The sequence below is a fragment of the Acinetobacter lwoffii genome, from assembly GCF_052078135.1.
Taxonomy (GTDB): domain Bacteria; phylum Pseudomonadota; class Gammaproteobacteria; order Pseudomonadales; family Moraxellaceae; genus Acinetobacter; species Acinetobacter lwoffii_Z.
Map to the genome: position 1 here is coordinate 70,489 of NZ_JBQGUZ010000008.1, position 18,324 is coordinate 88,812.

The 18,324-nt window shown below is 43.5% G+C and carries 16 protein-coding genes; 9 read left to right on the forward strand and 7 right to left on the reverse strand.

Annotated features, from left to right (window positions below; genetic code table 11):
• Positions 1-34: 34 nt before the first annotated feature.
• Both rpoC and ACTL4S_RS07300 read left to right on the forward strand, forming a co-directional pair.
• Positions 35-4,225 carry a DNA-directed RNA polymerase subunit beta' gene (gene rpoC, locus ACTL4S_RS07295; RefSeq protein WP_441299043.1) on the forward strand — a complete coding sequence of 1,397 codons (4,191 nt, stop codon included), beginning with the start codon at positions 35-37 and terminating at the stop codon, positions 4,223-4,225.
• Between the two features lie 202 nt (positions 4,226-4,427).
• Positions 4,428-4,793, forward strand: coding sequence for a glycine zipper domain-containing protein (locus ACTL4S_RS07300; RefSeq protein WP_005245825.1), 366 nt, complete (start codon positions 4,428-4,430; stop codon positions 4,791-4,793).
• A gap of 57 nt (positions 4,794-4,850) precedes the next feature.
• On the opposite strand, the gene ACTL4S_RS07305 is transcribed toward ACTL4S_RS07300, so the two are convergent.
• The gene (locus ACTL4S_RS07305) at positions 4,851-5,345 is read right to left on the reverse strand and encodes a DUF4442 domain-containing protein (protein WP_218954964.1); all 495 of its coding nucleotides are present in this window, start codon (positions 5,343-5,345) and stop codon (positions 4,851-4,853) included.
• Between the two features lie 117 nt (positions 5,346-5,462).
• Between ACTL4S_RS07305 and ACTL4S_RS07310 the strand changes: the two genes are divergently transcribed.
• From ACTL4S_RS07310 to ACTL4S_RS07335, 6 genes are all read left to right on the forward strand, one after another.
• A complete protein-coding gene (locus tag ACTL4S_RS07310) occupies positions 5,463-6,344 on the forward strand; it encodes an alpha/beta fold hydrolase (RefSeq protein ID WP_338840540.1) in 882 nt (293 codons plus the stop codon).
• A 100-nt stretch (positions 6,345-6,444) separates the two neighbouring features.
• Entirely contained in the window at positions 6,445-7,809 is a 1,365-nt protein-coding gene (locus ACTL4S_RS07315; RefSeq protein ID WP_243474881.1) for a Na+/H+ antiporter family protein, read from the forward strand.
• Positions 7,810-8,140: 331 nt separating this feature from the next.
• Positions 8,141-8,746: an OmpW/AlkL family protein gene (locus tag ACTL4S_RS07320; protein WP_114541640.1), complete on the forward strand. Its 606-nt coding sequence runs from the start codon at positions 8,141-8,143 to the stop codon at positions 8,744-8,746.
• Between the two features lie 175 nt (positions 8,747-8,921).
• Positions 8,922-9,266 carry a lysozyme inhibitor LprI family protein gene (locus ACTL4S_RS07325; RefSeq protein WP_005108065.1) on the forward strand — a complete coding sequence of 115 codons (345 nt, stop codon included), beginning with the start codon at positions 8,922-8,924 and terminating at the stop codon, positions 9,264-9,266.
• A gap of 163 nt (positions 9,267-9,429) precedes the next feature.
• Entirely contained in the window at positions 9,430-11,349 is a 1,920-nt protein-coding gene (gene htpG / locus ACTL4S_RS07330) for a molecular chaperone HtpG (RefSeq protein WP_004647318.1), read from the forward strand.
• 194 nt (positions 11,350-11,543) lie between these two features.
• Positions 11,544-11,807 (forward strand): hypothetical protein, encoded by a 264-nt coding sequence (locus tag ACTL4S_RS07335; RefSeq protein WP_004278599.1) that lies wholly within the window; start codon positions 11,544-11,546, stop codon positions 11,805-11,807.
• A gap of 82 nt (positions 11,808-11,889) precedes the next feature.
• On the opposite strand, the gene ACTL4S_RS07340 is transcribed toward ACTL4S_RS07335, so the two are convergent.
• The 4 genes from ACTL4S_RS07340 to ACTL4S_RS07355 form a co-directional block, all read right to left on the reverse strand.
• On the reverse strand, positions 11,890-12,999 hold the full coding sequence (locus ACTL4S_RS07340) for a hypothetical protein (protein ID WP_005267573.1): 1,110 nt from the start codon (positions 12,997-12,999) through the stop codon (positions 11,890-11,892).
• 92 nt (positions 13,000-13,091) lie between these two features.
• Positions 13,092-14,498: a hypothetical protein gene (locus ACTL4S_RS07345; RefSeq protein WP_441299044.1), complete on the reverse strand. Its 1,407-nt coding sequence runs from the start codon at positions 14,496-14,498 to the stop codon at positions 13,092-13,094.
• A 10-nt stretch (positions 14,499-14,508) separates the two neighbouring features.
• Positions 14,509-14,688, reverse strand: coding sequence for a hypothetical protein (locus ACTL4S_RS07350; RefSeq protein ID WP_004647321.1), 180 nt, complete (start codon positions 14,686-14,688; stop codon positions 14,509-14,511).
• Between the two features lie 252 nt (positions 14,689-14,940).
• Positions 14,941-15,108, reverse strand: a complete 168-nt coding sequence (locus ACTL4S_RS07355) for a hypothetical protein (RefSeq protein ID WP_004647322.1) — start codon at positions 15,106-15,108, stop codon at positions 14,941-14,943.
• A gap of 410 nt (positions 15,109-15,518) precedes the next feature.
• On the opposite strand from ACTL4S_RS07355, the gene ACTL4S_RS07360 reads away from it, so the two are divergent.
• Entirely contained in the window at positions 15,519-15,719 is a 201-nt protein-coding gene (locus tag ACTL4S_RS07360) for a dodecin family protein (RefSeq protein ID WP_004278594.1), read from the forward strand.
• Positions 15,720-15,786: 67 nt separating this feature from the next.
• Here ACTL4S_RS07360 and ACTL4S_RS07365 read toward each other — a convergent pair whose 3' ends face one another.
• Both ACTL4S_RS07365 and scpC read right to left on the reverse strand, forming a co-directional pair.
• A complete protein-coding gene (locus tag ACTL4S_RS07365) occupies positions 15,787-16,479 on the reverse strand; it encodes a DsbA family oxidoreductase (RefSeq protein WP_004647323.1) in 693 nt (230 codons plus the stop codon).
• A 232-nt stretch (positions 16,480-16,711) separates the two neighbouring features.
• Positions 16,712-18,229, reverse strand: a complete 1,518-nt coding sequence (gene scpC, locus ACTL4S_RS07370; RefSeq protein ID WP_180038620.1) for a succinyl-CoA:acetate CoA-transferase ScpC — start codon at positions 18,227-18,229, stop codon at positions 16,712-16,714.
• Between the last annotated feature and the right edge of the window lie 95 nt (positions 18,230-18,324).

Sequence of the window (18,324 nt, forward strand, 5' to 3'; positions counted from 1 at the left end):
GAGTGAAAATCTCCACAACACACGGAGAAAAAAATTGAAAGACTTGCTCGATATCATGCGCAAAAAGACGGATTCAGACGGTCATGCTCCAGTAGAGTTTGACCGCATCCGTATTGGTCTTGCGTCACCAGAAATGATTAAGTCATGGTCTCACGGTGAAGTTAAAAAGCCAGAAACCATTAACTATCGTACGTTCAAGCCTGAACGTGATGGTTTGTTCTGTGCCAAAATCTTTGGTCCAGTGAAAGATTACGAATGCTTGTGTGGTAAATACAAGCGTATGAAATACAAAGGCGTCATTTGTGAAAAATGTGGCGTTGAAGTAACAACTGCGAAAGTTCGTCGTGAACGTATGGGTCACATCGAGCTGGCGTCTCCAGTTGCCCACATCTGGTTCTTAAAATCATTACCTAGCCGTATCGGTCTATTATTAGACATGACGCTACGTGATATTGAACGTGTATTGTATTTCGAATCTTATGTAGTGACCGATCCGGGTATGACTCCATTTGAGAAATACCAACTTCTAAATGATGAAGAATACTTCAATGCCTTAGAAGAACACGGTGATGAATTCACAGCGAAAATGGGTGCTGAAGCAGTTCAAGACTTGTTAAAAGATATCGATCTTGAAGCTGAAATCGCGCGTCTTCGTGAAGAAATTCCTGTTACAACTTCAGAAACCAAGCTGAAAAAAGCGTCTAAGCGTTTGAAGTTGATGGAAGCATTCAACGATTCGAACAACAAGCCAGAATGGATGGTGTTAACTGTACTTCCAGTTCTTCCACCAGACCTCCGTCCGCTTGTACCACTTGAAGGTGGTCGTTTCGCGACTTCTGACCTGAACGATCTTTATCGTCGTGTGATCAACCGTAACAACCGTTTGAAGCGTCTTCTTGACCTTGCAGCGCCAGACATCATCGTACGTAACGAAAAACGTATGTTACAAGAGTCTGTAGATGCATTGCTGGATAACGGTCGTCGCGGTCGGGCAATTACCGGTTCGAACAAGCGTCCGCTTAAATCTTTGGCAGACATGATCAAAGGTAAGCAAGGTCGTTTCCGTCAAAACTTACTTGGTAAGCGTGTTGACTACTCTGGTCGTTCGGTAATTACTGTTGGTCCAAACCTGCGTTTGCACCAATGTGGTCTTCCGAAGAAAATGGCACTTGAACTGTTCAAGCCATTCATTTTCGCGAAACTACAGGCATCTGGTCAAGCAACCACCATTAAAGCTGCGAAGAAAATGGTTGAGCGTGAAACTCCAGAAGTTTGGGATGTTCTTGCTCACGTGATTCGTCAACATCCAGTGATGTTGAACCGTGCGCCAACACTTCACCGTTTGGGTCTTCAAGCATTTGAACCGATCCTGATCGAAGGTAAAGCGATTCGTCTACACCCACTCGTATGTGCTGCGTTTAACGCCGACTTCGATGGTGACCAGATGGCGGTACACGTACCATTAACACTTGAAGCTCAGCTTGAAGCTCGTGCGTTAATGATGTCGACGAACAACATTCTGTCTCCAGCGAACGGTGAGCCAATCATCGTACCGTCTCAGGACGTGGTCTTGGGCTTGTATTACATCACGCGTGATGCAATCAATGCCAAAGGTGAGGGCATGGTGTTCGCGGATACTCACGAAGTAAACCGTGCACTGGCAACAGGTCAGGTTGATCTACACGCTCGCGTTAAAGCACGTGTACACCAGACTGTGATCGACGAAGATGGTAACCGTGAACAGCAAACCATTATTGTAGATACGACGCCTGGTCGTTGCCTACTTTGGGAAGTTGTGCCTGAAGGTATGGATTTCCAGCAAATTAACGTTGAGATGACCAAGAAAAACATCTCGAAATTAATTAACTCTTGCTACCGTAAATTGGGTCTGAAAGATACTGTTATCTTCGCTGACCAGTTGATGTACTTGGGCTTCCGTCAAGCGACGCGTTCAGGTGTATCTGTCGGTATGGAAGACATGGTTATTCCACCGCAAAAACAAGCAATTATTGGTAAAGCGGAAGCTGAAGTTCGTGAAATCGAACAACAGTTCGAACAAGGTTTCGTAACTGCCGGCGAACGTTATAACAAAGTGGTCGATATTTGGGCGCGTACCAATGACCAGGTTGCTAAAGCGATGATGGACAACTTGTCTTTTACCACTGTGAAGAACAAACAGGGTGAAGACGAGAAGCAAAAATCATTCAACTCGATCTATATGATGTCTGACTCGGGTGCCCGTGGTTCGGCAGCTCAGATTCGTCAGTTGGCGGGTATGCGTGGTTTGATGGCGAAGCCGGATGGCTCGATCATTGAAACGCCTATTAAAGCGAACTTCCGTGAAGGTTTGACTGTACTTCAGTACTTCATCTCGACACATGGTGCGCGTAAAGGTTTGGCCGATACAGCACTGAAAACTGCAAACTCTGGTTACTTGACTCGTCGTCTAGTAGACGTTGCGCAGGACTTGGTTATTACCGAGCCGGATTGTGGTACGTATGACGGTCTGGTAATGACTCCGTTCATTCAAGGTGGCGATGTCATCGAGAACCTGGGTGCACGAGTATTGGGTCGTGTGGTTGCTGAAGACGTGAAACGTGTAGGTACAGACGAAGTTCTGCTTCCACGTAATACGTTAATTGACGAGAAACTGGCGACGTTTATCGAAAGCCAGGGTGTCGACGAAATCAAAGTACGTTCAGTCGTGAACTGTGCGTCTACCTTCGGTGTATGTGCGAAATGTTACGGTCGTGACCTAGCACGTGGTCACCAGGTGAACCCGGGTGAGTCTGTCGGTGTAATGGCAGCTCAATCGATTGGTGAGCCAGGTACACAGTTAACGATGCGTACGTTCCACGTCGGTGGTGCTGCGAGCCGAACTTCTGCTGCAAACAGCGTACAAGTTCGTAACCAAGGTACAGTACGTTTCCACAATGTGAAAACAGTACAACATGCCAAAGGTCACTTGGTATCGACTTCACGTTCAGGTGAAATCGGTATTGCAGATGATTTAGGTCGTGAGCGCGAGCGCTATAAACTGCCTTACGGTGCGTCTATTTTGCTGAAAGATGGCGAAGCTGTAGAAGCAGGCGGTATTGTGGCGACTTGGGATCCGCATACACATCCATTAGTAACAGAAGTTGCTGGTAAAGTACGTTTCAGCCAGATTGTTGATGGTGTGACGGTTACTTCTAAAACTGATGATGCAACAGGTATGTCAACTATCGAAATCTTGCCAGTGACTTCACGTCCTGCGTCAGGTAAAGATTTGCGTCCTGCTGTTGTGTTGGATACCGTTGATGGTGGTGAACAGTTCTACTTCCTGCCACAGAACACGATTCTTTCTGTTCGTGATGGCGAAACGATTGGTGTCGGTGATGTCATCGGTCGTGTACCACAAGAAACTTCACGTACCCGTGATATTACCGGTGGTCTGCCGCGTGTAGCTGACTTGTTCGAAGCACGTAAGCCAAAAGAGCATGCAATCCTTGCAGAAGTGTCGGGTGTTGTAAGCTTTGGTAAAGAGACCAAAGGTAAGAACCGTCTGGTGATTACGCCGGATGATGGCTCTGAGATTTATGAAGAGCTGATTCCGAAATGGCGTACCATTAACGTGTTCGAAGGCGAACATGTGAACCGTGGTGAAACTATTTCTGATGGTCCACAGAACCCGCACGATATCTTACGTTTGAAAGGCGAAGTTGCGCTTACAAACTACATCGTGAACGAAGTTCAGGACGTATACCGTCTGCAAGGTGTAAAAATCAACGACAAGCATATTGAAGTGATCGTACGTCAAATGCTGCGTAAAGTTGATATCACTGATGGCGGCGATACCAGCTTCATCAAAGGCGAACAAGTGGATTACATCCGTGTTGTTCAGGAAAACCAAGCAGTTCTTGCGCAAAACAAGTTCCCTGCGAAGTTTGAACGTCAATTGATGGGTATTACGAAAGCGTCGCTTTCTACTGACTCGTTCATCTCTGCTGCATCGTTCCAGGAAACCACGCGTGTGTTAACTGAAGCGGCTGTAACAGGTAAAGAAGATGATTTACGCGGTTTGAAAGAGAATGTGGTTGTAGGTCGTCTGATCCCAGCGGGTACAGGTTTGGCTTACCACCTGGAGCGTCGTCGTCAAGAAGCAGAAGCTGCAGAATTTGAACTGCACAATGACTTCTCTGATGTAGACCAAGCTCTAAGCCAAGCATTTAACGAAGAATTCTAATTCGAGTTAAAGTTGAGAAAAGAGACGCCTTCGGGCGTCTTTTTTTTGTCTGAAATTTATAAATAGGACATCTTGAACAGAAGAATAATCCATTGATATTTACAAAACTCAGCAGGAATACCGAGAGAAGTAACACGCTACAGATTTTAGTTTCATAAAATCAAGATAAGCTTAATTAAAGCAAGACAGGAAGGCCAAGGTCATGAAAAAATTAATGGGTGTTATGGCAGTTGCCACTCTTTCCGCCTTTATGTTGGCGGGTTGTGAAAGTATGTCTGCCAATGAGCAACGGATCGGTGCTGCAGCCCTTGGTGGTGCAGTCGGTGGTGGTGTCGGTAATAAAGTCGGCGGTGGCGTTGGTGCAGCTGTTGGTGGTGGTGCCGGTGCAGCAGTGGGTAGTAAATCCCAAGGCGGTTCAAACCGCAATGCGACCTATAGTGGTGTAGGTGGTGCTGTTGGTTCAGCAGTTGGTAAAAGCATCTTCGGTGGTAATGCGGGTGCTGCAATTGGTGGTGCAATCGGTGGTGGTGCCGGTGCTGCGATTGAACAGGATAACCGTCGTCGTTAAGTCGAAAGTCACTTCTGATTCATCTAGATTTAAAAGCGCCAATGTGGCGCTTTTATCTTATTTAGGAGCGTTAATTTTCCCTTTACTCTGTTTACGCCGGATATACACCGTTTTTTCTACTTCGGCAATTCTGACCCCGGCTTCATCATAAATATTCAGCTGATAATGCCGATACACTGGCGCATTGTCGGCCGCCAGATTGATAATCGTGGCAATTTCTCCAGCAGAAATCCGAATATCCGCTACCACTGTTCCGCGACCCGGTGCCAAAAACTGAATACTGGCGCCTTTATCCCAGACCAGGTATTTCGGTCCCAAATGATGCATCAGCAATAACATATAAAAGGGATCGACCATCGAATACAGGCTGCCACCAAAATGCACACCGACAATATTCTGGTTCTTACGGGTTAGCGGCATTTTGACCCGAACGTGATAATTATTAAAATCAATCTTATCAATTTCGATGCCTGCACCACGATAAGGGGCATAGCGGTTCAGAATAAATTTTGAAACCAGAGGCAGTTTTTGAATTTTCTGGAATAGGCTCATACTGACATTCTTTTTGCGGCTGTGATTATGCATACTAGAGCAACAAAAATGCGCTGGCATTGATCAATCATGCCGATTTATAAACTAAGTGGTCAATAACAAAAACAGGATCAAAAGATGGAAATGCACATGCAATGGGTCGATACCACGGATCAGCAGCGTCTTTGTGTCAAAACTTATGGACAATCCGAACAAACAGCCTTGGTACTGGTTCATGGCTATCCTGATCATCAAGCAGTTTGGGAGCCAGTCATTGCTCATTTGAGTCAGGATTATTTTGTGGTGACTTATGATGTCCGGGGCGCAGGGGAGTCCAGTATTCCCAAAAAAATCTCCGATTACCGCTTGGCCCGTTTAAGTCAGGATCTGGAAGAGGTGGTGAATAAGGTATTGCCGAATCGAGCTTTTCATCTGGCTGCGCATGACTGGGGCTCAATTCAGTCCTGGGAATCTGTCACCGATCCACGCTTTAAAGGGCGAATTCTGTCTTATAGCACCTTATCTGGGCCATGTCTGGATCATGCCGCTTTCTGGATGCGTGAACAGTTCCAGCAAAACAAAGCAAAATTTTTAAAGCAAATGAGCAAATCTTGGTATATCGCGATGTTTCAGTTGCCTTTAGTGGCGCCGTTGGCCTGGAATTTTTTTAATCCGCAGCGTTGGGGCAAGATCGTGCAGCAACTGGAAAGACACGATGATCTGCCACTCAACCCGCATATTGTCAAAGATGGCAAATATGGTGTGAACCTGTATCGGGCCAATTTTTTGCCACGCTTAGCTCAACCACGGCAGCGTTTTGCCATCTGTCCGATACAGGCGATTGTGCTGAAATATGACCAGTTTGTCGGGCCAGATCTGGTTGATGAGATGTCCAAATGGGTGGATGATTTCTCGAAAGTAGAACTGGCTGCCAATCACTGGGCGATCCTGAGTCAACCGGAGCAAGTGGCTCAATTGATTGATGAGTTTATTCAGCGTAAATCTGCTGACATTCATTGACAGGCCACTCCGCGAAACATGACCCGACCAGAAAAAAGTGGCGGAATTTTTATCCGTATTTTCTGATAAAATAGCCGCTTTCTCTCTATTCCGATTCATTATGTTCGCAATTCTTGCTGCTATTGGAGTCATGTTCGGACTCTCGTTGGCACGTGTACCTGTGGTTTTTGCCCTGGTTATTGGTGCTGTTACAGGTGGTTTATTGGCAGGTCTAGGCCTACAGGGAACCTTGGACGCGTTTAACAATGGCTTGGGTGGTGGTGCTAAAATTGCCTTGGCTTACGGTATTTTAGGTGCATTTGCTTTGGCTCTGGCACGTTCGGGTTTACCGGATTTGCTGGCTTATAAAATGATCAGTACCTTAAAAGGTGAGGCCGATTTTAAAGCGCAAAACCGGGTGAAATATCTGATCTTTTTCACAGTTGCTATTGCTGCTGTGTTCTCGCAGAACGTTATTCCCGTGCATATTGCCTTTATTCCGGTACTGATTCCGCCACTATTGGCTGTATTTAACCATTTAAAGCTCGACCGTCGTTTGATTGCCTGTTTGCTGACCTTTGGTCTGGTCGCCACCTATATGCTCATTCCAGTCGGTTTTGGTGCGATCTTCCTGAATGATATTCTAGGTCATAACATCAATACCTTTGGTAAGCCATACGGATTTGAAATTAGCTATGACCAGATTCCATCTGCGATGGCAATTCCAGTATTCGGGATGTTTGTAGGCTTATTGGTGGCGATCTTTATTAGCTATCGCAAACCACGTCAATATCAAGATATTCATATCCAGGAACAGCAAAGTATTTCTGCTGAATTAGGTGTGGCTGAACACGTTAAACCGCAGATTGCCAAATTTACCATCTGGATGGCAGGTCTTGCAGTTATTGCTACATTGGCGGTACAGCTTTATTCAGATTCGATGATTCTGGCCGGTCTGGTCGGTGTCGCAATCTTGAGTTGTGCCGGGATCTTTAAATGGAAAGAAGCGGATGATGTGATCATTACCGGTATGCGCATGATGGCGCTGGTTGGCTTTATCATGATTGCAGCACAAGGCTTTGCCGCGGTGATTGAAGCGACTAATCAGGTACCAACCTTGGTTGAAGCATCAGTGAAATGGATTGGTAATAGTCAGGCATTGGCTGCCTTCCTGATGCTGTTGATTGGTTTGCTGATCACATTGGGCATTGGTTCGTCTTTCTCGACCATTCCCATTCTGGCGATTATTTATGTTCCGCTGTGTATCCAGTTTGGTTTCAGCCCGGCTGCGACCATTGCGATTATCGGGACTGCGGCGGCTTTAGGCGATGCCGGCTCTCCAGCGTCAGATTCAACTCTAGGCCCAACATCCGGTCTGAATATGGATGGTCAGCATGACCATATGAAGGATAGTGTGGTTCCAACCTTCATTCATTTTAATATTCCGTTGATGATTTTTGGCTGGATTGCAGCCATGGTTCTGTAAGTCAATTTCAATCTGCTCTGATATCTATTGGAGCAGATTTGGCTGGATTTAAAATAAATAATAAGATGTATTTAAAATATATGTTTAAATAAAAATTAATATAAACTTGATTATTTTAGTCTGAATAAAGCCATATTTATCTGATTAATATGCTTGGTATTTAAAACCAACCAATCTAGTCAATTTAAAATAAATAACTTTTAAAATCAATATATTAAATAATAATTAAAAATTAGTTTTATAATCCTTATTGCATATTATTTTACCTCGTGTTTATTATTAATTAAGATTTATTTTCTTAATAATTATTCTTCCTGTGGGGTATTTTAAAATGTTAAAGCAAGCTGCTCTAATTGCATTAATGGGTCTTTCTGCATCTGCGATGGCAGGTCAATGGCAGGTGAAAGTTGGTGCCAGTTCTTTAGCACCATCAAGTGACACTGAAATTGCACCAGGTTTAGTCGTAGAAGCGGATCAAGAATATGGTTTTACGCCGTCGGTCGAATACTTTTTTAATGACAATATTTCGGCAGAATTATTATTGGCTACCCCGTTTAACCATGACATTTCTGCTCAGGGTCTAGGGAAAATTGCCAAGATTAAACATCTTCCACCAACTATTACTGCTAAATATCACTTTAAAAACTCTACACGTTTTACGCCATACGTAGGTTTGGGTGGAACAGCCTTTATCGCTTGGGATGAAGAAGGTGCAGCAAAAGACGTCAAAGAGGAATTTGGTGTTGCTGGACAAGTCGGTTTTAACTATCAACCGGCAGATGCTAAAAACTGGGGTGTATTTGTAGATGTGCGTTATGCGGATTTGAGTCCTGAAGTGACTTTAGATGATGCAACAGCTGCAGCAGTTGGAAAATCTAAATTTAATTTAGATATTGATCCGGTTGTTTATACATTGGGTTATAGCTACAAGTTCTAAATTCTAGTCTTGCTCAACAAAAAAGCCTCATCTTGAATGAGGCTTTTTTTTCAAAATAACAACGATTTATAACTTATTGAAATTGAGCAGATCGGCAATGTTCAACTATATTAAAACGAATAAAGTAAATATTAATTGAATACGACTTAATAATTGAATAATAAGGAAGATCAGCATGAAGTTTTTAAGCCAAGGTATTGTGATCTTCTTCAGCCTGCTGGCAGGGTCTGCCTATGCGGCGAGTTTTGATTGTCAGAAAACTGAAACCGTGACAGAGAAAGCGATTTGTGAACATCGTCTGCTCAATGATGCCGATGTCAAGATGAGCACCAGCTATCATATTTTGCGCCGTATGGTGCCTATGGGAACCCGCTCGGTGATCCAGCGCGATCAGGTGAAATGGCTACAGTTTCGTGACCGCTGTCAGGAATCTGTGTCTTGTCTGAGTCAGGTTTATAATATGCGCCAGCAGCAAATAGACCTGCAATTTCAACGTATTTATAAGCTTGGGCCTTATTAGGACTTAAACCTAAGCCTTTACAAATCCAAGTCATTTTAGATCAAGAGATCCTTTATAAAATATCTTGAGAAAAAATATACAACTGGCTATTGAAAATTTAGTAACTCACTCCATTCATATAGGCAACAGTATTGACCTGTATTTAAAATAAAAGGAGTGATTAATGAGCGAGTCTAGCGCACAAAAACATAGTTTCCAGGCTGAAGTGGCTCAGTTACTACATCTCGTGACCCATTCGCTTTATTCAAACCCTGAAATTTTCCTACGCGAATTGATCTCGAATGCCTCAGATGCATGCGACAAATTACGTTTTGAAGGGATTAACCATCCCGAATTTTATGAAAATGATCCGGATCTGCGCGTTCGTGTCAGTCTGGATGCAGACAATAAAACCATTACCATTTCAGATAACGGGATCGGCTTAAGCGAACAGGAAGCTATTGATAATTTAGGGACTATTGCCAAATCAGGCACCAAAGACTTTATGTCCAAACTGACCGGCGATCAAAAGGCTGATGCCCAGCTAATTGGCCAGTTTGGTGTCGGTTTCTATTCCGGTTTTATTGTGGCTGACAAGATCACGGTAGAGTCGCGTCGTGCTGGCACAGATGTCTCTGAAGGGGTGCGCTGGATCAGTGGCGGAACCGGTGAGTTCGAAGTTGAACAGATCACGAAACAAGGACGTGGTACCGATATTATTCTGCACTTACGTGACGATGCGCTGGATTATCTGCAAAGCTATAAAGTGAAGCAGATTATCAATAAATATTCAGACCACATCAGCCTGCCAATCCAGATGCAAAAAGAAGTCTGGCAGGAAGAAGAAGCGGCTGAAGGTGAAACATCTAAAGGTGGCCAGTATGTCAAAACCGATGAGTGGGAAGCCATTAACTCGGCCAGCGCATTATGGACTCGTAACAAGTCTGAAATCACTGAAGAGCAGTATGTCGAGTTCTACAAGAACTTAAGCCATGATTTCGCAGCGCCATTGGCCTGGGCGCATAACCGGGTTGAGGGCAGCACTGAATATACCCAGTTGTTATATATTCCAAGCAAAGCGCCACATGATATTTTCACCCGTGAATCCAAAGCGGGTATCAAACTGTATGTGAAACGTGTGTTCATTATGGATGATGCAGATAACCTGATTCCAAACTACCTGCGCTTTGTGCAAGGTGTGGTGGACAGTGCCGATCTGCCATTGAACGTCAGTCGCGAGTTATTACAAGAAAGCCGTGATGTAAAAACCATCCGTGAAGGCAATACCCGCCGTATCCTGACCATTTTGGATAATCTGGCTAAATCTGAAGATGAAAAAGATCAGGCAAACTTCAAAACCTTCTATCAGGAATTTGCTTCAGTATTGAAAGAAGGTCTGGGTGAAGATTTCAGTAACCGTGAACGTATCTTGAAACTGCTGCGTTATGCAACATCAAACAATGACGAGGTCAGCACGTCATTGGCAGACTATAAAGCACGCATGAAAGACGGCCAGAAAGCCATTTATTATGTGACTGCAGATAGTCTGAATGCTGCGAAAAATTCACCGCAACTGGAACTGTTCAAGAAAAAAGGCATTGAAGTTCTGTTGATGACTGAACGCGTGGATGAATGGGCGATGAACTTCGTAAATGAGTTCGATGGTACGCCTTTGCAAAACGTGTCTAAGGGTGCAGTTGACTTAGGTGACCTTCAGGATGCCGAAGAGAAGAAAGCCCTTGAAGAAGCCGCAGCCCAGTTTAAACCGGTGGTGGATAAGCTGACGGATTCATTAAAAGACAAAACCAAAGAAGTGCGGGTGACGACGCGTCTGGTCGATTCTCCGGCTTGTCTGGTAACTGGAGAAGGTGAGTTGTCTCCACAACTGATTCGTATGCTGAAAGATGCAGGTCAGCCTGTGCCGGATATCAAGCCGATTCTGGAAATTAACCCAGAACATCCGTTGGTGAAAAAACTGGATGGCTCGGCGCAGTTTGATGATCTGGCCAATGTGATCTTCGACCAAGCGGTGATTGCAGAAGGTGGATTACCAGAAAATCCTGCTGAATATGTCAAGCGAATTAATAGCTTGTTGCTTGCTTAACTGCTGATGTGTTGAATGAGAAAATCCCTCTTCGGAGGGATTTTTTATGCCTGCTTCATTTTTCATTTCTAGAAATGATCTGGAAAAACGATAGAGAGAATAAAAAAATACCTTCGAATCATAAATCTATATTTTAGATTATTAATTAATTTTTAATTTATAATTGCGATCATTAAGCAAAGAGAGAGAATGTTATGAAATCTAAGCTGATGATCAGTATGGGCGCTGTAATCCTGATGTCGATGAGCCAGTTTAGTCTAGCGGCACCTGCTGCAGAAAAAGTGGTACGCACAGATCGCATCAGTTTTTATAAAGTTGCGAAAGTAGAGGCAGCAAAACCACAACGTGTGCAACGTAGCGATCGTATTCGCTTCAATATGCCAGTGATGGAGCAACCCTCATTGCAGCAAAAACGTGTGCTACGCAGTGATCGTATTATCCTGAATAAAACCAGCTAATACTTACCGCACTGATTGCCTCAGTAATATTGAAAAAAGCCCATGAATGATGGGCTTTTATTATTTTCTAGTATCAGTCAGTTTAAAACAACGCTTCTAAACGTACCAAAGCCCCGACATAGTGGTCACGATCCTCGCGATGATCATTCAGATAGTTCAGGTCGGTCTGGACAAAAAACCATTCACGTAAAAAGGGTTGTCTCCAGGACACATAGGGACCCCAGCGATTAAGACGCAGATCCTTATCGTTCAGATAACCACCGGTATAAATGCCGTAACTGAAACGGTTGTCCTGAAAAAACTGGTGTTGTCTAAAAGTGTAGTTGTCCCAAGTCAGATCGTCGTCTTGATCATCTGCATAAGTCAGACTGAGTTGATTGGAGAAAAAGGCCTGATTGGGACGAGCATGGATCAACTCCAGATTGGTCCGTAAATAGTTTTCACTCTGAACGCCATAGCGATAAATCTGTTCGGCATGAAAAGAGTAGTCATTTTCTAGTGTCCAATCCTTACTGGCTTTGACACGCAGGTAAATATCATCGCCAGAACGTAGGCCCAAATCCAGATCGGTTTCGAAAGGAATACGATCTGACCATTCTGACCAACGTAAGGCAAAAGAGCTGTTATCTTCACGGGCACGTTTAGTATCCAGACGCTTATTTCCGGAAGTGGCAGGATTTTCATTGGTAATCGCGACATTGCTGTCTAATTCATTGTCCAGACTGTCATCACCAAACACCACACTCAGCTTTTGTTCCAAGGTCGGAAGCTTGATCTTGCCGCGGATTCGGGGCTTAATCTCATAGCCTTCATATTCATCCCAGCGATTATCTAGAATGATCCGTAATGTAGCTGCAGCTGGCTGATCCGGATCGCTTTCACCAAACCAGTTATCAATTTTATGCGCAGTACGATCGGCCCATTCGCGGATGCCTTTCTGCTTTTGATCCGCCCATGAATAATTTTCTGTCTCTAGCGTGGATGGAACAATGGCGACATTTGATTGCTCCGGCAGAACCGTGGGTGTTGCATCGATCAAACGTGGAATCTGATCCAGCAAGCCTGATCGGCTTGGCTCTATATTCGTTGGACTGGCAGGAGCAGTTGTGACTGAATTGGCCCAAGACATGCTACCACTCATTCCTAAGCCCAGAGAGAGCAGTAAAATTTGAGTAATCCTGTTTATTTGCATGAGATATTTGTTGCTCTTGTATTCTTATATTCAGCTGTAGTTTTCTAAAAAAACGCCTTAAAAAGCAAGTTAAAGCTACAAAATAACAGCAATTATTCAATCATTTGAGCCTGAATTTCTCGATAAAGTTCCAGCACTTGAATCGGTTGCGGCATTGTTAAAATAATATTGTGAATATTCTGCCAATTGAGCTGTTTGTCGCGTTGCAGCAAGATGTGTGGATAGGCCAGCTCATCCTCTGCAAGAGAGATGCGTTTTTCACCATGAATCACACGGATTTTTTGATGTTCCTGTAGCAAGAGTACAGGAGTAGAAAAATCAGCAGCAGCCTCTTTAAAAGAAATAAATTTCTGCTTCTGAATAAACTGGGCGGGTATAAACGGATGGTAATCTGGCTGTGTCCAGATTGTTTCAGCCTGCTGCAAGTAAGCTGTTGAAAAAAGCTCGAGTTGCATGAAACTGGCGCTTAAAGCAGACCATGCCAGTGATTTAATCGCCGCAGCCTGGCGTTGATGATGGGTCAGCCAATGTTGAATACAATAGTGAGCCTGCAACTGACTCGGTACCCCTAAGAGCATCAGATATTTAACAAACTGGCCTTGCAGATTCAGTTGTTCAACCAAATAGATCTGACGTGCCTGCCAGTTATCTTCTGCCGCATAATACAAGGTGATATCCAGATAGGCAGGATGCTCGATATTCTCAGTCAGTTCTAAAGCACAGAGTCGCTGGATATTGGTTTCTTCTAAGCCTAAAGGGTGTACATGGGTGTTTAGTTCGCCTAGTTGAATCTGTACAGGGAATTGAATCAATTCGGAGGCTGTGATCTGTTCTTGCGGAATTTTCGTTATTGTCATTTCAGCTTTTAGTTGAGGATTTAGTTCCTTGGGTTCAGTCAGTATCTGATTGGTTGACTCATCTGGGCGGCGTAGTTCTAATGCATGGATTCTTGCGCGCGGCCGTCCCCGATGATATTTGGTTGTTTCCACAGAATTGCAGCTGGTTTCAGCTTCGTTTAAGGATAAGGCAGGAACGATCAAGGGGGGATCCTGTTGCAGACAAGAAAATTGCTGCTGTTGTTGCAACAGCCAGATATAGCAGTGTTGCAATTCAGCCCATTGGCTGTGCAGGGCAGGAGCTTGGGGAGCGGGCATCAGCCAGATTTGCCAGCCACGTTCAGGATGATGCAAAACTGCCCAGCCAGAATCCGGATGGGCAGACAGTGCTTGTTCCAGTGCTAAGATTTCGGTGAAATAGCCACGAAAGCTTAGATGATAAGACGTATTAGCAGAAAATTGGTAAGCAACAAGTTCAGGTTGAGTGCGGGCCTTAAATGCTGAAATCTGGGTCTTGAAAATAGGCTCATCACACAGATTAAAAATATCGCGTATCCTTTTTTTAGAACGGGCAATTTCATAGAAAGGCAGGACTTTATGCTCCAGTTGCTGCGCCAGTCCATGTAGTTCTTTAATTAAGTGTGCTTTTTCTAAAGCATTCATTTTTTGATCTCTAGAGATGTTTCAGTGCTTTATCCAGGGTTTGTGCCAGTACAATGTTAACCGCCAGCTCGACCAGTCTGTATTCAGCAGAATTCGAGTCTGTATAGCTTTCTGCCATTTCAATTAAATAATCAATAGAAACTGACTGAGGCGGAATTTTGCCCTGTACCAATGCCTGAAGTTCATGCATAAAAAATTTTCTTATCATTAATCTATTTATATTGCTGCAATTATAAGCAGAGATCACATAAAATAGTGATCTATTTTGAGTGTTTTATAAACAAATTTTTTAATTAAAAGTGATAAAAATCAATAGAAAAAATGAGAGTAGGAAATAGTCGATATTTTTGAGAGTTGTGCATCTTTTACACAGAATGTGTTCAATATGATAAAAAAAGCAGGCTGAATCAATCAGCCTGTTTTAATGCAAAACAGTTTTGCATTAAGCCGTTTTTTCAGTTGCTACAGTCGCAGCATCTGTATTTACTGTTTCAGCAGGTGCTTTAGTCGCTGGAAAGTCTGGCAGATGAACCACTTGCGCCATTTGTGCAGACGCTTGAACGGAAAAAGCCATAACGGTTGCAGCGAAAGCAAATTTAAGAGCATTCATAGGATGACCTTTAATATCAGAGTGTTCAATGACTTGAACAGAGGAGAATATTTAAACTTAATTCGGGTGAAATAATAGCAAATAAGACTTAATATAAAATGATAGATTCGGCAAATTCAGGCAGTAAATTTTAGATAAATTACTCTATAAAACAATAAATTAGTTTATTTACTCTAGTTTGATTTTTATGATTTTACAGGAATTTATGCTTTGTTTTGGCGATGAGAATCTGGACTTAATCGAGTGCCAAAACAAACGGCGATGTGTTTTTGATCTGCCAATTTAAGATTGAATTTCGAGCTTTGTTCAATCCATGTAAGTTTTTGCTATCGCTTGTTTACGGGCTGCTGCAATCTTCTGAGAATGGACTAAGATGGAATTCCATTCATTTTCATGCTGAGAGTTTTATTATGGCAATTGCAAAAGTGGTAGAAGTCAATTCAAGCAGCAATAAAAGCTTTGAAGATGCGATTCAAACGGGCATTCAAAAAGTCACAGAAACGGTCAAAAATGTACAAGGTGCTTGGATCAATGAACAGAAAGTTGTCATTAAAGAAAATAAAATCACGGAATATCGTGTCAATTTAAAAATTAGTTTTCTGGTTGATTAAGCGAATGCCATTCAATAACAAATAAAAAAACCCCATTTAAAATGGGGTTTTTTTATTGAACGTTGTTTTATTTAGCTTGGTCTGGCGTGTCACACGTTTCTGGTGAGCACTGTGCTGCCTGACTGTTGGTTGATGTATCGAGCGCTTTTTCAAATACTTGCAGGAAAACTTCTTTAGGCTGCGCGCCTGCCAATGCCACACGTTGATCAAAAACAAAGAAAGGTACACCGGTCACTTTGAGTTGTTCATGTGCGACTTCCTGATCGAATTTGACGAAATCAGCATATTCTTCCGAATCCAACAGGTCATCGACTTCGACCGGATTCAGGCCAATACGCGCTGCGACATCTTCCAGTGTTTCACGTTCTCCAATCGCCAGACCTTGGGTCATATAGCTATAGAAGAACGCTTCCTGTGCTTCATTGCCCAAACCCTTGCTTTGCGCCAGGTGAATCAGGCGATGCGCATTAAAGGTATTGCCTGAATTGGCACCTTCCCAGTTAAATTCAATACCTTCGGCTTTGGCCATTTCAGCAATATTGCGCTGCATCTCTTCGACTTCTGCCACGGTGCGGCCATATTTTTGCGCCAGACGCTCAGAGTTGGAGACTTCCTGACGTACCGGTGCTTCAGGATCGAGCTGGAAACTGTGCCAATGTACTTCTAGCTCAATACCTGCTTCTTGTGCAGCAGCTTCTAAACGTTTTTTACCAATATAGCAGAAGGGGCAAACCACATCTGACCAGATATCTACGCGCATGTCATGTCTCTAATTTTGCTCTTGTGTTCAAGTATGAGGGTGAAGAATCAGAATTTAAAGCCCTTGAGCATCAGAAGTGTATTTCTACAGCAGATCGGCAGGATAAATAAAAGAAGAAAGAGTAGGTGATAGCCAGATGGCTTCCTTAATATAATCAGGTTCTGACTATTCAAAAAAAATATAAAAATGCCATAAAAAAACGCCCCGTAGGGCGTTTTGTGAATGCAGTCAATTATGCAGTTTTTACTGCAGCTTCAACAGCAAGCATGTGACCATTTTCTTCGAAGTTTGAGTGCCAAGAAAGCGCTTCACGAAGAAGATGAGGGGTATGGCCGCCTTTTGCACATGCACGGTCAAAGTAATCATTCAACGCATCGCGGTACATTGGGTGCGCACAGTTATCAATCACTGCACGTGCACGCTCACGCGGAGCCAAACCACGAAGATCCGCAAGACCTTGTTCAGTCACTAGGATATCAACATCATGTTCCGCATGGTCGATATGTGAAGCAAATGGCACTACAGAAGAGATGTCACCACCTTTCGCGATGGATTTGGTCACGAAGATCGCCAAATGCGCATTACGTGCGAAGTCACCTGAACCACCAATACCGTTCATCATTTTGGTACCACATACGTGAGTTGAGTTCACGTTACCGTAAATATCAAACTCAAGTGCAGTGTTGATGCCGATAATACCTAAACGACGTACCAGTTCAGGATGGTTTGAAATTTCTTGTGGACGTAATACCAGTTTGTCTTTGTATTGTTCAAGGTTGTTAAATACTTTTTCGCCATATTTAGCAGAAAGCGTAATAGACGAACCTGAAGCAAACTTCATCTTACCTGCATCGATCAATTCAAAAGTACAGTCTTGCAGAACTTCTGAGTACATGATCAGGTCTTCGAAGTTTGAATCTTTCAGACCGGTCAATACGGCATTTGCAATTGAACCGATCCCTGCTTGAAGAGGTCCCAGGTTTTTCGGTAGACGGTCTTCAGCCACTTCTTTTTCAAAGAAAGCGATCAAATGGTTGGCAATGCTTTGCGTCTCATCATCTGGTGCAGTTACAGTAGATGGAGAGTCGTGCAATTCGCTGTTAAATACGATACCAACAATTTTAGATGGATCGATATTGATCGCATGCGTGCCGATACGCTCATCAACTTGAGTCAATGGAATCGGTTGACGCGTTGGACGATAGGTCGGGATGTAGATATCGTGCAAGCCTTCAAATGCCGGGCTTAAATTCGTATTGATTTCTACAATCACTTTTTCAGCAAAAATCGCAAAGCTTGCAGAGTTACCAACAGATGTTGTTGGAATGATGCCGCCATCTTCAGTAATTGCTACGGCTTCGATGATCGCAACGTCTGGTTTTTTCAACTGCAGGTTACGCATTTGCTCAACAGTTTCAGACAAGTGCTGGTCAATGAACATCACTTCGCCGTTGTTGATCGCTTTACGTAAAGTATTGTCTACCTGGAACGGTAAACGACGTGCCAATACACCAGCTTCAGTCAGTTGTTTGTCTAGATCGTTCCCTAGTGATGCACCAGTAATTAACGTGATCTTTAATGGATTTGCTTTTGCCTGTTGAACCAAAGCTAAAGGAACCGCCTTCGCTTCACCAGCGCGAGTAAAGCCACTCATACCCACAGTCATGCCATCTTGGATGAATTCAGCCGCTTGTTCTGGGCTGATGACTTTGTTGTGTAGGGAGGCTAAACGGATACGATCTAAAGACATTTTAACTCTCATTAATTCTTAAACTATGAGACGGATTGTACCGCTCAAAAAATGTATTGTGCATAGGTGTTAGGCTAAGGTCTAATTTTTTAGCT

Bases quoted from the DNA above. Each gene is read 5' to 3' on its own strand.
- ACTL4S_RS07300 (WP_005245825.1), top strand. From the start codon at position 4,428: ATGAAAAAATTAATGGGTGTTATGGCAGTTGCCACTCTTTCCGCCTTT.
- ACTL4S_RS07305 (WP_218954964.1), bottom strand. From the start codon at position 5,345: ATGAGCCTATTCCAGAAAATTCAAAAACTGCCTCTGGTTTCAAAATTT.
- ACTL4S_RS07310 (WP_338840540.1), top strand. From the start codon at position 5,463: ATGGAAATGCACATGCAATGGGTCGATACCACGGATCAGCAGCGTCTT.
- ACTL4S_RS07315 (WP_243474881.1), top strand. From the start codon at position 6,445: ATGTTCGCAATTCTTGCTGCTATTGGAGTCATGTTCGGACTCTCGTTG.
- ACTL4S_RS07320 (WP_114541640.1), top strand. From the start codon at position 8,141: ATGTTAAAGCAAGCTGCTCTAATTGCATTAATGGGTCTTTCTGCATCT.
- ACTL4S_RS07325 (WP_005108065.1), top strand. From the start codon at position 8,922: ATGAAGTTTTTAAGCCAAGGTATTGTGATCTTCTTCAGCCTGCTGGCA.
- htpG (WP_004647318.1), top strand. From the start codon at position 9,430: ATGAGCGAGTCTAGCGCACAAAAACATAGTTTCCAGGCTGAAGTGGCT.
- ACTL4S_RS07335 (WP_004278599.1), top strand. From the start codon at position 11,544: ATGAAATCTAAGCTGATGATCAGTATGGGCGCTGTAATCCTGATGTCG.
- ACTL4S_RS07340 (WP_005267573.1), bottom strand. From the start codon at position 12,999: ATGCAAATAAACAGGATTACTCAAATTTTACTGCTCTCTCTGGGCTTA.
- ACTL4S_RS07345 (WP_441299044.1), bottom strand. From the start codon at position 14,498: ATGAATGCTTTAGAAAAAGCACACTTAATTAAAGAACTACATGGACTG.
- ACTL4S_RS07350 (WP_004647321.1), bottom strand. From the start codon at position 14,688: ATGCATGAACTTCAGGCATTGGTACAGGGCAAAATTCCGCCTCAGTCA.
- ACTL4S_RS07355 (WP_004647322.1), bottom strand. From the start codon at position 15,108: ATGAATGCTCTTAAATTTGCTTTCGCTGCAACCGTTATGGCTTTTTCC.
- ACTL4S_RS07360 (WP_004278594.1), top strand. From the start codon at position 15,519: ATGGCAATTGCAAAAGTGGTAGAAGTCAATTCAAGCAGCAATAAAAGC.
- ACTL4S_RS07365 (WP_004647323.1), bottom strand. From the start codon at position 16,479: ATGCGCGTAGATATCTGGTCAGATGTGGTTTGCCCCTTCTGCTATATT.
- scpC (WP_180038620.1), bottom strand. From the start codon at position 18,229: ATGTCTTTAGATCGTATCCGTTTAGCCTCCCTACACAACAAAGTCATC.